The following is a 13,041-nucleotide window of genomic DNA, read 5'->3' on the forward strand; positions in this document are numbered from 1 at the left end:
CGCACGCCCCGACGCCTCCCCCGGGCCGTCGCGCTCGGCGCTGCGCTGCCCCTCGTCCTGCTGGCCGGCTGCTCGTCCTCCGACGACTCCGCCGACGCCTCGACGGGCAGCGGCTCCGAGCCGACCGAGACCACGACGAGCGCCCCCGCCGTCGAGGCCGCCGGCCTCACCCCCCGCCTCGTGGTCACCTACGACGGCGGCATCCAGGTCCTCGACTCGACCTCGCTCGAGACCATCGACGACTTCGAGCTCGAAGGCTTCAACCGGATCAACCCGGCTGGAGACGGACGCCACGTCCTCGTCTCGACAGCCGGCAAGTTCCAGGTCCTCGACGCCGGCACCTGGGCCGAGCCGCACGGCGACCACGCGCACTACTACACGAGCGCCCCGGTACTGACCGACGTGTCCTTCGCGGCCGAGAAGCCGGGCCACGCGGTCGTCCACGAGGGCCGCACGGCACTCTTCGACGACGGCACCGGCGCCGTGACGGTCTTCGACTCCGCCTCCGTGGCCGACGAGGCCCGCGAGCTGCGCGAGCTCACCACCCCGAGCGCGCACCACGGCGTGGCGGTCGAGCTCAGCGACGGGACGCTCGTCGTCTCCGAGGGCACCGAAGACGCCCGCACAGGCATCCGCGTCCTCGACGCCGAGGGCACCGAGATCGCCGCGAACGACCAGTGCCCGGGCGTGCACGGCGAGGCCGTGGCGGCCGAAGAGGCCGTGGTCATCGGCTGCGAGGACGGCGCGCTCGTCACCAAGGACGGCGTCATCAGCAAGGTCACCAGCCCCGACGCCTACGGCCGCATCGGCAACCAGGCCGGCAGCGAGGAGTCGCCCTTCGTGCTCGGCGACTACAAGTCCGACCCCGAGGCCGACCTCGAGCGCCCCACCCGCGTCTCGATCATCGACACCCGCGACGCCTCGATGAAGCTGGTCGACCTGCCCGCGTCCTACACCTTCCGCTCCCTCGGCCGCGGTGACGCCGGCGAGGCCCTGGTGCTCGGCACCGACGGTGCGCTGCACGTCATCGATCCCGAGTCCGGCACCGTGACGCGCTCGATCCCCGTGATCGACGCGTGGGAAGAGTCCGAGACCTGGCAGGACCCGCGCCCGACCCTCTACGTCCAGGACGGCAGCGCGTACATCACCGACCCGGCCACCTCGATGATCCACGCCGTCGACATCGAGACCGGCGAGATCTGGAACAGCGTCGAGCTGACCGTGGTCCCCAACGAGCTCACCGGCGCCTCGGGCGACGTGGAGCACGGTGCCGAGGCCGAGCACGAGCACACCGACGGCGAGCACGCCGAGGGTGAGCACGCGGAGGGTGAGCACGCGGAGGGTGAGCACGCAGACGAGGCCACCGACGAGCACGACCACGAGCACTCGGACGAGCACAGCGACGAGCCGACCGAGACCGCGACGAGCTGAGCCACTCTCGGCTGGCCGTGAGCCCCGCGCGGGTGACCGGCCACAGCTCCCCGCACCTCCTGCAGACCGGGTCCGCCCGCCGGTGATCACCACCGGCGGGCGCCCCCACGTCTGGCGGTCGGCGCACAGCGAGGCCCAGCCCTCCGGCGACGACGCCTCACCGGAGGCACCCGCTCACCGTCACCCGTCGACCCGCCGCACTCCCCCACGACCTGAGACGAGACCACCATGCGACGCACCCCCGCCGCCCTGGCCGCGACCACGATCGCCGCCCTCACCCTCCTCACCGCCTGCTCCTCCGACGGGTCCGCCGACGACGCCGGCACCGAGGGCACCGTCGAGGTGCTCGCCTCGTTCTACCCGCTCCAGTTCGTCGTCGAGCAGGTCGGCGGGGAGCACGTGAGCGTCTCCAACCTCACCCCTGCTGCGGCCGAGCCGCACGACCTCGAGCTCTCCCCCGCCCAGGTCCGCGGGATCGGGCAGGCCGACCTCGTCGTCTACCTCTCCGGGCTCCAGAGCGCGACCGACGAGGCCGTCGCGGCGCAGTCCCCCGAGCACGTGGTCGACTCCGCCGAGGCAGCAGAGGCCGACGCCGCCGACCCGCACTTCTGGCTCGAGCCCACCCGCCTCTCCCTCGTGGGCGAGGCTGTCGCCGCGGAGCTCAGCGCGATCGACCCCGACAACGCCGCGGACTACACCGCCGGCGCCGAGGCCCTCACGGCGTCCCTCGACGAGCTCGACCAGGAGTTCGCGGACGGCCTCGCCCAGTGCCAGGGCGCGACACTCGTCACGTCGCACGAGGCTTTCGGGTACCTCGCCGACAGGTACGGGCTGGTCCAGGAGGGCATCACCGGCATCAACCCGGACACCGAGCCCTCGCCCAAGCGCCTGCGCGAGGTCCGGACGATCGTCGAGCGCGACGACGTCTCGACCCTCTTCTTCGAGCGGGCCGTCGGGCCGAAGGTGACCCAGACACTCGCCGACGACCTCGGTGTCGGGACCGCGCTGCTCGACCCGATCGAGAGCCGCGCAGACGAGTCGGCCGACTACCTCGACATCATGCGCGCCAACCTCGAGTCCCTCACGACAGGCCTCACCTGCGGCTGAGAACCGCTGCGGCGAGCCGTGGGAGCGGTGCGGCCCACCGCGGCGAACGTTGGGAGCCGTGTGGCCCACCGCGGCGGTCGGTGGGAGCTGTGTGGCCCACCACCCCGAGCCCACGTCAGCTCCCTCCCGTCCCCCAGCGCCGAGGTCGCACCACCCGCATCCAGGTCGCCTCATCAAGAACGAGGTCGCACGGACACGCCGGATCTGCTCCTCTCGGGGCTGATCTGGCGTGTCTGTGCGACCTCGTGGCACGTGGTGCGACCTCGTCGGGGCCGGGGCGCGAAGTGCCCCGTGCGGTCGGGTCAGGAGTTGTCTTGCAGGGCCGAGCGACGGCGGAAGAGGACGAGGAGCACGAGGCCGACGATGACCACGACGATGAGTGCGACCGGGATCCAGGACGTGCTCGAGCCGTCGTCGGACGTGTCAGCCGCGGTCGCGGTCGTCGAGTCCTCCGAGGGAGCAGCGTCGGTCGTCGCGGCGACCGTCGTCTCATCGGCCGTGGGGGTGGCGGCGTCGGACGTCGGGTCCTCGGTCGGGGTCACCGCGGCGGGGTCGTCGACGACGAAGCCGAAGGTCCCGTCGATCGGGTGTCCGTCGGAGGACACGAGGCGCCAGGCCACCTGGTAGCTGTCGTTCGCGACCGCGGGCAGCTCTACGCTCGCGACCCGGTCGGTGATCGTCGGCTCTCCGTCGAACAGCACGGTGCCGTCCGAGGCCGTGATGACCATGCGTGAGCCGATGCTCTGCGGCACGGCGCTGGTCTCGACGGTCACCTGCGTCGGGGCGGTCGTGAGCGTCTCGCCGTCACCGGGTGCGGTCCCGATGACGGTGTCGTGGGCCGACGCGGCCGACGTACCCAGCAGCAGCGCGACGGCTGTGACCAGACCGACGAGGATCGCGCGGGGCGCGGCAGACCTGCGGTGACGGACAGGGGTGGTGGTCATGGTTCTCCTTGCGCCGCAGGCGCGGATCGGGTCCGGGGGGTCACGGACGGCTCTCGTCCGACCCTAACGCCGGGCTCACGGCCCGGGCACGCTGCGCGGCGTCGGCTCAGTCACACCACGGGCACACCAGCCGCCTCAGGCGAGACCGTCGAGGAAGGCCTCGAGCAGCGGGCCGGCCGTCGTCGAGCCGTAGTCGCCCGTCTCGACGAAGACGGCGACCGCGAGGTCCCCCTGGACCGCGATCATCCACGCGTGGTTCGTGCTGCCGTCGCCGTACTGCGCGGTCCCTGTCTTGGCACCGACGGGCTCGCCGGGCACGTCCTGCAGGAACGACCCGCCGCCGTCGGTGACCACGGCCCGCATGAAGGCGCTCAGCTGCGCTGCCTCGTCCGCGGTCAGCGGCGCGGCCGGTGCCTCAGGGAGGTCAGACTCGACGGGGTCGACCTCCTGCGCGAGGAGGGTCGGCCGCACCGTCGTCCCGGCGGCGACGGACGCCGCGACGGTGGCCATCGCCATCGGCGAGGCCTGGACCTGCCCCTGACCGATCATCGACGCGGCGTGCTCGGTGCCCTCGGCGTCGGCAGGGACCGAGCCTGTGAACACACCCGGACCGGGGTGCTGGGCGAGCCCGAGGCCGAGCGCCTCACCGGCCGAGGCGAGATCAGCCTGCGTGACCTGCCCAGAGGCGTTGATGAGGGCCGTGTTGCAGGAGTTCGCGATCACATCGGTCAAGGGGATCTGACCGATCTTGCCCGCCGGGTAGTCGGGGTAGTTGACGAAGGCGCGACCGTCGACCACGGCCTCGGCCGAGCAGTCGAGCGGCGAGTCGGCGGTCAGGCCGCTGCGCAGCAGCGCGAGCGACGTGACGATCTTGAAGGTCGACCCCGGCGCGTACATGCCCGTGGTCGCGGTCGACACGCCCCCGCCGGCGGTCCCGCTCGCCGAGGCGAGCACCTCGCCCGTCGAGGGACGGATCGCGACGATCGCCGAGGGGACCGTCTGCCCGACGAGGGTGTCCTCCGCGAGCTGCTGGACCCCCACGTCGAGGGTGGTCCGCAAGGGCTCGCCGGGCACAGCGGCCTGGTCGAGCAGGACCCGCGCGCCGCGGGCCTCGCTGACAGCCTCGAGCGCGATGCCGGGCGTGCCGCGCAGCTGCTCGTCGTACTGACGCTGCAGCCCTGACAGACCCGTCACGTCACCCGCGGCGATCGTGCCCTCGGACTCCTCGACGATCTCCGCGGTCGCCTCACCTGCACGGCCGAGCACCGGTGCTGCGAAGTCTCGGGTCGGCGCGAGCGGCAGCGTGGCGTCCACGAGCAGCACGCCCGGGATCGCAGCCATCGCGTCGAAGTCGTAACTGGGGTCTTCGGTGCGCAGCGTCACGGCGTCGACGAAGGCCTTCTCGCCGGCCGCGGCGACCTTGGCGGCGTAGGCGTCGGCGTCGATCTGCGCGAGACCGGCCAAGGTCCGGGCTGTCGCGTCGAGCTCGGTAGCCTCGACCCGCGTCTTGTCGACGCCGACCCTGCGCACAGGCCGCTCGGTGACGATCGGGGTGTCGCCCGCACCGAGGATGTCGGCGCGCGGCGCCATCGTGCGGCTCAGCTGGAGCGTCTCGTCGGAGACGAGCCCCTCGACCACGAGCGCCGGGTCCCACTGCGACTCCCACGTCTCCTCGAAGACCGTCAGCGGCGCCTCGGTCGAGTACGTCCAGGGGATCCCTGAGACGTCCCAGGTGTGGGCGAAGGTCGCAGTCCCGCTCGTCTTCTCCTCGTCGAGGACCACGTCGGTGACCTCGACGGTGTGCGGGGCGTCGGCGACGGCGGCGACGATCGCGGCGTGAGCCTCGGCGGCCTCCGCGGGGGACGCGTCGCTGAAGGCGACCCCTGTGAAGTCGCCGTCGACCAGGCCTTCGGCGATCTTCGTCGCGAGCGCCTCCGCGTCGTCCTGCGCCGTGTCCTCGGCGCCGCAGGCCGTGAGGCCGCCGACGACGAGCGCGAGAGACAGGGCCGCAGCCCCCAGGGTCCGGGGGCGCGGTCGACGGTGGGCGCGCGAGGAAGACGTGACGTCAGCGGCAGGCATGGTGCTTACCCAACGCGGATCGCGCGACGATGTCCAGCACGACCCGCAGACCTGTGCAGAACCCACCCGATCTGTGACACGAGGTCAGCAGTCCAGGCAGGGGCTGTGGACAACGCCTCTCGTCCTCGGCGCGCCGCTACGATCGAACCTCGAGACTCGCTCAGGAGGGGTGCCAGATGGTCGAACGTGTGGCTGTGAACCCTGAGGTCGTCGCCTGGGCGGCGGATGCAGCATCGGCTGCCGACATCCACCTCGACAGGTTCGCGAAGCTCGAGGACTGGATCGAAGGACTTCTCGACCCCACCTTCGGCCAGCTCCAGGACTTCGCCTCCACCACCCACGTCCCGCTGGGCTACTTCTTCCTGGACCACGTCCCCGAAGAACATCTCCCCGTGACCGACTTCCGTCGCAGAGAGGTCCGGGGATCAGCACCCAGCAGCGCGCTGCTCGACACGATCGCGATGTGCTCCGAGCGTCAGGACTGGTTCTCCGCCTATCTCGCCCGACTCGGTGCAGATCCTTCGCCTCTTGTCGGGTCGGTGACCACCAGCACCGCCCCGGAGACCGCGGCAGGAGCGATCAGCGACGCCGTCGACTACGCGGCCGGAGCGCCGTCCGCCACGCAGCAGGACGCCATGCGGCACATGGTCGAGGCCGTCGAGTCCAGCGGGATCATGGTCATGGTCAACAGCCTGGTCGGGAACAACACGCACCGCAGGCTCGACTCCGACGAGTTCCAGGGCTTCACCCTCGTGGACTCCCTCGCGCCGCTGGTCTTCGTCAACGGCTCTGACACCAAGAACGCCCAGGCCTTCACGCTCTTCCACGAGGTGGCGCACGTGGCCCTCGGGATTCCAGGAGTGTCCTCGTCAGCAGGCTCACCGGACCACGACCACGATCTCGCCGAGGTCGAGCGCTGGTGCAACGCCGTCGCCGGTCGCGTGCTCGTCCCGGCAGCCATGATCCCGGCACGGGTCGACCTCTCGAACCCGGAGCCGACGCTCGAGGCGCTGGGACGTCGCTTCCACGTCTCGACGCTCGTGGTCCTGCGACGGCTCTACGACGAGGGTCGGCTCACGTGGGACAGGTTCCGCGGGATCTATCTCGCCGAGGAGGCCCGGCTCCGGGCGATCGCGGTCCGGCGTCTGGACGAGGACAAGAGCTCGGGCGGCAACCCGTACTACGTCTGGCCCTACAGGGTCGGTCGCCGGTTCGCACGCGCAGTCATCGCCGACGCACGTGAGGGCGGGACCTTGTACCGAGACGCCTATAGGTTGCTCAGCACGCGGACGACCAGAGCCTTCGACGGCTTTGCCGCCCATCTCGAGGCGCACTGATGTACATCGTCGACTCGAACATCCTCATCGAGGCGAAGGACCGCTACTACGGCCTCGACTTCGCGCCCGGATTCTGGGGGTGGCTCGTGGAGGCCAGGCACGCTGGGCGGGTCTTCAGCGTGACAGCCGTCCGAGACGAGGTGGAAGGTCGCGGTGACGAGCTGTCCGAGTGGTCCAGGTCCGCAGGCCGCGACCTCTACCTGAGTCCTCGGTCGACTGTCGCCGGCCCACTGACAGAGCTGGCCCGCTGGGCCAACCGGCACGACCGGTACACCGCGAGCGCCGAACGAGAGTTCCTCGCGTCCGCCGACTACACGCTGGTCGCCCAGGCCTGCGACCTCGGGTACACGGTCGTGACGCACGAGACCCCGTCGCCGGACTCGAGGAGACGGATCAAGATCCCCGAGGCCTGCGCTGCGGTCGGTGTGCCGTGCTGCACGCCCTGGCAGGTGCTCCGGACCGAGGGAGCACGACTGGTGAGGCCTGCGGCATGAGCGACCACCTGACCTCCGGCACCCTCGAGACCGACGACGGGCAGTCCGTCTACTGGGAGTCGTGGGGCGCGACCGACGGGATCCCCGCGCTGTTCTTGCACGGCGGCCCCGGCTCGGGCTTCACGGCCGGGCACCGGCAGCACTTCGACGCGAGCACCCACAGGGTCGTGGCCCTCGACCAGCGCGGGTGCGGGCGCAGCCGCCCGCTCGCGACCGACCCCGAGGCCGACCTCGCGCTGAACACCACAGCACACCTGATCGCCGACATCGAGGCCCTCCGCGAGCACCTGGGCATCGAGGCGTGGATGGTCGTGGGCATCTCGTGGGGCACGACCCTCGGGCTCGCGTACGCGCAGGCCCACCCGGACCGGGTGACAGGGCTCGTGCTCGCGGCCGTCACGACGACCACGGCCGCCGAGGTCGGATGGATCACCGAGTCGATGCGCGCGGTGTTCCCGGCCGAGTGGGAGGACTTCGCCGCAGCCTCCGGCAGGCGCGACGGCCAGCGGGTCATCGACGCGTACAGCGAGCGCCTCGCCGACCCCGACCCCGCGGTCCGCGCGGCGGCGGCACGAGCGTGGTGCACCTGGGAAGACGTCCACGTCTCGCTCGCGAGCGGCGGAGGGACGTCGCCGCGCTACGAGGACGCCGACTTCAGGCTGCTCTTCGCGACGCTGGTGGTCCACTACTGGTCGGCGTCGGGCTTCGCGGGGCCCGCGGGCATCCTCGGGTCCATGGACCGCATCGCGCACCTGCCCGGCACCCTGATCCACGGTGCCCTCGACGTCAGCTCGCCGCTCGCGACCGCCTACGACCTGCACAAGGCTTGGCCCGGGAGCGAGCTCGTGGTCGTGAGGTCCGACGGGCACGGCGGGGCGTCGATGGGCGACGAGATCACGCGCGCCGTCGAGAGGCTCAGCGCGGCGCGAGCCTGAGGACGCGGCGGCAGAAGCCTTGGCGGCCGGCCTCGTGAGCGCCGCGCCAGCGGCCCACGACACCACGAGGCCGGGCCCGTCACCATCGTGACGAACCCGGCCGTGGTGCGGACCTCAGGCGGGGTACCCGCATGCGCAGACCGCTTCGAGGACGCCGCACCGGGTGCGACACCCGCTGCGAGGACATCGCACCGGGTGCGACACCCGCTGCGGGCACGTCGCACCGGGGTGCGACACCCGCTGCTCGGTCAGACCTTGGTCTTGCCCAGGTTCGGCGTGGCCAGACCTGTCGCGACAGGCTTCTGCCCGCGCGAGGACAACCGCTTCTCGATGTACACGGCCAGGCGCGACAGCGTGATGTTCACCGTGAGGTAGACGACCGCCACCACGAGGAACAGCGGCAGGCGCGAGTCGCTCCCGAAGAAGTTGTAGTTCGTCTTCATCGCGTTGAGCAGCTCGGGGTACCCGACGATGAAGCCGAGCGAGCTGTCCTTGAGCAGCACCACGAACTGGCTGATGAGGCTCGGCAGCATGAGCCGGACCACCTGCGGGAGCTGGACGAGCCGCAGCGTCTGCCCACGGGTGAGCCCGATGGCCGTCCCTGCCTCCGCCTGCCCCTTGGGCAGCGCGGCGAGCCCGGCGCGGAGGATCTCGGCGACGATCGCCGCGTTGTAGAGCGTGAGGCCGATGACCACGGCCTGGAAGGACGAGAGACCGAAGGCCAGCAGCGCGAACAGCATCATGAGGAGCACGGGCAGTCCGCGCAGCACCTCGATGACGGAGATCGCCACGCCGCGCACCACCCGGATGCCGGAGGTCCGCAAGATCGCCAGGACGAAGGCGAGGACCAGCGCGAGCGGAGCCGCGACGACGGCTGCCTTGAGCGTCGCGCCGAGACCTGTGACGACGAGCGACTTCCACACGTCCTCGGCGCTCTGGCTCTTCGGCGGGTCGGTGAGGACGGCCCAGCGGTCGTCGAAGATGCCACGGTCGGCCATGCCCTTGATCATCCAGGCGAGCAGGCCGAGCAAGATCACCGCGAAGATGATCGAGCCGATCCGCTCGAGACGACGGGTCTTGGGTCCGGGTGCGTCGTAGAGGACGTTGCCGCTCATCGGCTGAACACCACCTTTCGCTCGATGGCGTTGGCCGCGATCCCAGCGGGGATCGTGATGATGAGGTAGCAGACCGCGATCCCGGTCAGCAGCATGATCACGTCGGCGGGGTTGTCGCGGGCGAGCGCACGGCTCGTCGAGGTCAGCTCGACCACGGCGAAGCCCGCGGCCACCGAGGTGTTCTTGGTCAGCGCTATGAGCACGTTGATGAGCGGCGGCACCACGGTGCGCAGCGCCTGCGGCAGGACCACGAGGCGGAGCGTCTGGACCGTCCCGAGGCCGATCGCGCGAGCGGCCTCGGCCTGCCCGACGGCGACCGAGTTGATGCCCGAGCGCACGGCCTCGCACACGAAGGCCGAGGTGTAGGCGGTGAGCGCGATGATCGCCGGCACCCGGCCGAGCGGCAGGATGAACCCGAGGCTCGGCAGCACGAACACGAAGAAGATGAACACGAGAGTCAGCGGGGTGTTCCGCGCGATCTCGACGTAGGCCCCCGCGAAGGTGCGCAGCGAGCGCAGCGGTGCGACCCGGAACGCGGCCAGGATCGTCCCGAAGACGAGGGAGAGGGCTCCCGACACGACGGCGAGGAACAGGGTGAGCTGGAAGCCCTGCCAGATCCTCGGCAGCTCGTCGACCAGTGCTTGCACGGTCGTCCTCCTTGGTTCACGCGGGTCGTGGGCCGTCGGCCCAGCGCCCGCAGTCGGGTGGTGCGGTGGTCCCGCGAGCCGGGCCGGCCGCCTGAGGTGTCAGGCGACCGGCCCGGGCCGAGGGTCGACGGTCAGACGCGGGTCCGACCGGTGGTGCTCAGTACCGGTCGACGGCCGGGGGCGTCGGGGTGTCGAGCACCTCTCCGGCGGTCGCCTCCCACGCAGCGTCCCAGCGGCCGTCTTCGTAGGCGGCCTCGAGGGTGTCGTTGATGAAGTTGCGGAAGTCGGTGTCGTCCTTCTTCAGGCCGATGCCGTAGGGCTCCTCGGTGAACTGCTCACCGGCGAGCTTGAAGTCGTCCGGGCTCTCCGCGACGTAGCCCGCGAGGATCACGTTGTCGGTCGTCAGCACGTCGACCTGGCCGTTGCGGAGCGGGTCGAGGCAGTCGGTGTACTGCGAGAAGGTGCGGAGCTCGGCGTCGGGGAAGTTCTCCTCGATGTTCTTGGCAGGGGTCGAGCCCTCGGCCGAGCAGACGATCTTGCCGGACAGGTCGGCCTCGCTCTTGATCGAGTCGTCGTCCGCACGGACCATGAGCGACTGACCGGCGAGGTAGTACGGCCCTGCGAAGTCGATGACCTGCTTACGGTCGTCGTTGATCGTGTAGGTCGCCACGACGATGTCGACGCGCTCTTCTTCGATGAAGGTCTCGCGGTTGGCCGACACGGTCTCGGTCCACTCGATCTTGTCCGGGGCGATGCCGAGCTCGCCGGCGATGATCTTCGCGATCTCGACGTCGAAGCCCACGGGCGTCCCGTCGGGGCCGACGAGGCCGAAGAGCGGCTGGTCGAACTTGGTCCCGACGGTCATGGTCCCGGCCTCGGCGAGGCGGGCCATCGTGCTGCCCTCCGGGAACTCCGCGGCGTCGACCTCGGCGACGGGCGGGTCTTCAGAGCTGTCGTCTCCACCGCAGGCTGAGAGCAGCAGGGCAGAGGCAGCGGCGATCGCGAGGAACGCGGTCGGACGGTTGCGCATGGGTTCTCCTTCGTGGCGGGTCGCGACGTCGGTCCGGGACTGCGGTGCGCCCGGACCGTACGGCCGCCCGTCCCAGGGGTACCCGGGACGGGGTGGTCGGTACGGCTGTCGTCAGTGGAGGGTCGGTGCGGGGGTCGTCAGTGGGTGAGGATCTTCGACAGGAACTCCTGGGCACGCTCAGAGCGAGGGTTGGTGAAGAACACCTCGGGCTCGGCCTCTTCGACGATCTGCCCGTCAGCCATGAAGACGACCCTGTCCGCGGCCTTGCGGGCGAAGCCCATCTCGTGGGTGACGACGATCATCGTCATGCCGTCCTTGGCGAGGCCGACCATGACGTCGAGGACCTCGTTGATCATCTCGGGGTCGAGGGCTGAGGTGGGCTCGTCGAAGAGCATGACCTTGGGCTGCATGGCGAGCGCGCGTGCGATGGCCACGCGCTGCTGCTGCCCGCCCGAGAGCTGGGCCGGCATCTTGTGCGCCTGGGACTCGACGCCCACCCGCTCCAGCAGACCCATGGCGAGCTCTTTGGCCTCGCTGCTCTTCATCCCGCGGACCTTGATCGGGCCGAGGGTGACGTTCTCGAGGATCGTCTTGTGGGCGAAGAGGTTGAAGGACTGGAAGACCATCCCGACGTCGGCGCGCAGCTGCGCGAGAGCCTTGCCCTCCTCGGGGAGCCTGTGGCCGTCGAGCTCGATGACACCGTCGTCGATCGTCTCGAGGCGGTTGATCGCCCGGCAGAGCGTGGACTTGCCAGAGCCCGAGGGACCGATGACCACGACCACCTCGCCGCGCGCGACGGAGAGGTCGATGTCCTGGAGCACGTGGAGGTCGCCGAAGTGCTTGTTGACGCCGGCGAGCCTGACCAGCGCCGTCGCCGACCCGCCCTCCGCCTGCTGAGTTGTGTGATCCATCCCACGACGGTAGGTGACGTTTGTTTCGCCCGCCACCGAGATCGTTAACGCTTTCGCAACGAGTCCGTCACGACCAGCCCCTGTCGGCCACCTCAGTCGTCGTGCGGGTCGAGCGCGACGAAGCCGTGCCCGAGGACTCCTTCAGGGCCGTCGTAGGGCTCGACCTCCTCGGCGTAGACCTCGGCGTCGTCCTGCGGGTCGTAGCCGAGGGCCCGCGCGCTCGACAGGTCCCACCAGCCACGGGTGTTGGCCGAGACCCCGTAGGCGATCACCGGACCGTCGACGGGGCCGCGCAGCGCGGCGTCGACGAGCCGGACCGTGTCCGCCGGGCTCAACCAGATGCCGAGGTCGAAGGTGCTCGCGGGCTTGTCGTTGCACATGCCGATACGCAACGACACGACCTCGACCCCGTACTTGTCCGCGTACAGGCTGCCGAGGGCCTCCATCGCGGCTTTCGAGACCCCGTAGTACGTGTCGGGCCTGGGCGAGACGTCGGTCCGCGCGGTCTCGCCCGTCGGCAAGAACCCGACGGCGTGGTTCGAGCTGGCGAGCACCACGCGCCGGACCCCCGCACGGCGGGCCGCCTCGAGCACGCGATAGGTGCCGTCGATGTTGGTCCGGCGGATCGAGGTCCACGAGTCCTCGCCAGGGATGCCGGCCATGTGCACCACGGCGTCTGCTCCCGCGAAGGCCTCGTCGAGGGCGTCGCGAGAGTCTTCCTCGCCGACGTCGGCCACGAAGGACGGGAGGTCGGGCTCGCCGTCGAGCGGCTCGACGGGCGAGTGGCCGACCAGGCGCAGCGACCAGCCGCGGGCGGGCAGGCCACCGTCGGTCTGGCGCAGATAGGTCCCGATGAGCCCGGAGGCGCCCGAGAGGACGACGGGGCGGTCGGCGCCCTCGGCGCTGACAGGGCTGCCGGTGCTGCCGGTGCTGCCGGTCGCGTCGGGCTGCTCGGTGCGGTCCTGGTCGGCCATGGTGGGTCCTCCACGGGTCGGGATCGAGGTGCGTCTC

Annotated in this window: 12 protein-coding genes; 5 read left to right on the forward strand and 7 right to left on the reverse strand. The window is 70.8% G+C overall.

Features of this window, described 5'->3' with window-relative positions:
- Together aztD and HZZ10_RS15865 are read left to right on the forward strand one after the other, a co-directional pair.
- Positions 1–1,431 (forward strand): zinc metallochaperone AztD (gene aztD / locus HZZ10_RS15860; protein ID WP_179914228.1); only part of this gene is annotated, 1,431 nt, incomplete at its 5' end.
- Between the two features lie 228 nt (positions 1,432–1,659).
- A complete protein-coding gene (locus HZZ10_RS15865) occupies positions 1,660–2,538 on the forward strand; it encodes a metal ABC transporter substrate-binding protein (protein ID WP_179914229.1) in 879 nt (292 codons plus the stop codon).
- Between the two features lie 302 nt (positions 2,539–2,840).
- Here HZZ10_RS15865 and HZZ10_RS15870 read toward each other — a convergent pair whose 3' ends face one another.
- Together HZZ10_RS15870 and HZZ10_RS15875 are read right to left on the reverse strand one after the other, a co-directional pair.
- Positions 2,841–3,482, reverse strand: coding sequence for a copper resistance CopC family protein (locus HZZ10_RS15870; RefSeq protein WP_179914230.1), 642 nt, complete (start codon positions 3,480–3,482; stop codon positions 2,841–2,843).
- A gap of 135 nt (positions 3,483–3,617) precedes the next feature.
- The gene (locus HZZ10_RS15875; RefSeq protein WP_179914231.1) at positions 3,618–5,561 is read right to left on the reverse strand and encodes a penicillin-binding transpeptidase domain-containing protein; all 1,944 of its coding nucleotides are present in this window, start codon (positions 5,559–5,561) and stop codon (positions 3,618–3,620) included.
- A gap of 176 nt (positions 5,562–5,737) precedes the next feature.
- On the opposite strand from HZZ10_RS15875, the gene HZZ10_RS15880 reads away from it, so the two are divergent.
- Genes HZZ10_RS15880 through pip form a run of 3 tightly spaced genes read left to right on the forward strand, consistent with a single transcriptional unit; the run spans position 5,738 to position 8,327 of the window.
- Positions 5,738–6,898 (forward strand): ImmA/IrrE family metallo-endopeptidase, encoded by a 1,161-nt coding sequence (locus HZZ10_RS15880; protein ID WP_179914232.1) that lies wholly within the window; start codon positions 5,738–5,740, stop codon positions 6,896–6,898.
- The gene (locus HZZ10_RS15885; protein WP_179914233.1) at positions 6,898–7,392 is read left to right on the forward strand and encodes a DUF4411 family protein; all 495 of its coding nucleotides are present in this window, start codon (positions 6,898–6,900) and stop codon (positions 7,390–7,392) included. Before HZZ10_RS15880 ends, HZZ10_RS15885 begins: the two co-directional genes overlap by 1 nt.
- On the forward strand, positions 7,389–8,327 hold the full coding sequence (gene pip / locus HZZ10_RS15890) for a prolyl aminopeptidase (RefSeq protein ID WP_179914234.1): 939 nt from the start codon (positions 7,389–7,391) through the stop codon (positions 8,325–8,327). Before HZZ10_RS15885 ends, pip begins: the two co-directional genes overlap by 4 nt.
- A 248-nt stretch (positions 8,328–8,575) precedes the next feature.
- Here the strand turns inward: pip and HZZ10_RS15895 are convergent, their stop codons facing one another.
- From HZZ10_RS15895 to HZZ10_RS15915, 5 genes are all read right to left on the reverse strand, one after another.
- Positions 8,576–9,442 carry an amino acid ABC transporter permease gene (locus tag HZZ10_RS15895; protein WP_179914235.1) on the reverse strand — a complete coding sequence of 289 codons (867 nt, stop codon included), beginning with the start codon at positions 9,440–9,442 and terminating at the stop codon, positions 8,576–8,578.
- Entirely contained in the window at positions 9,439–10,089 is a 651-nt protein-coding gene (locus tag HZZ10_RS15900) for an amino acid ABC transporter permease (protein ID WP_179914236.1), read from the reverse strand. The genes HZZ10_RS15895 and HZZ10_RS15900 overlap by 4 nt, the downstream gene beginning before the upstream one ends.
- Before the next feature lie 157 nt (positions 10,090–10,246).
- Positions 10,247–11,119, reverse strand: a complete 873-nt coding sequence (locus HZZ10_RS15905; protein ID WP_179914237.1) for a glutamate ABC transporter substrate-binding protein — start codon at positions 11,117–11,119, stop codon at positions 10,247–10,249.
- A 137-nt stretch (positions 11,120–11,256) separates the two neighbouring features.
- Positions 11,257–12,030 carry an amino acid ABC transporter ATP-binding protein gene (locus HZZ10_RS15910; protein ID WP_056126940.1) on the reverse strand — a complete coding sequence of 258 codons (774 nt, stop codon included), beginning with the start codon at positions 12,028–12,030 and terminating at the stop codon, positions 11,257–11,259.
- Positions 12,031–12,122: 92 nt separating this feature from the next.
- Complete coding sequence (locus HZZ10_RS15915) at positions 12,123–13,004, reverse strand: NAD-dependent epimerase/dehydratase family protein (protein ID WP_179914238.1); 882 nt, start codon at positions 13,002–13,004, stop codon at positions 12,123–12,125.
- Positions 13,005–13,041 lie beyond the last annotated feature (37 nt).

The sequence above is a fragment of the Sanguibacter inulinus genome, assembly GCF_013415325.1.
Taxonomy (GTDB): Bacteria; Actinomycetota; Actinomycetes; order Actinomycetales; family Cellulomonadaceae; genus Sanguibacter; species Sanguibacter inulinus.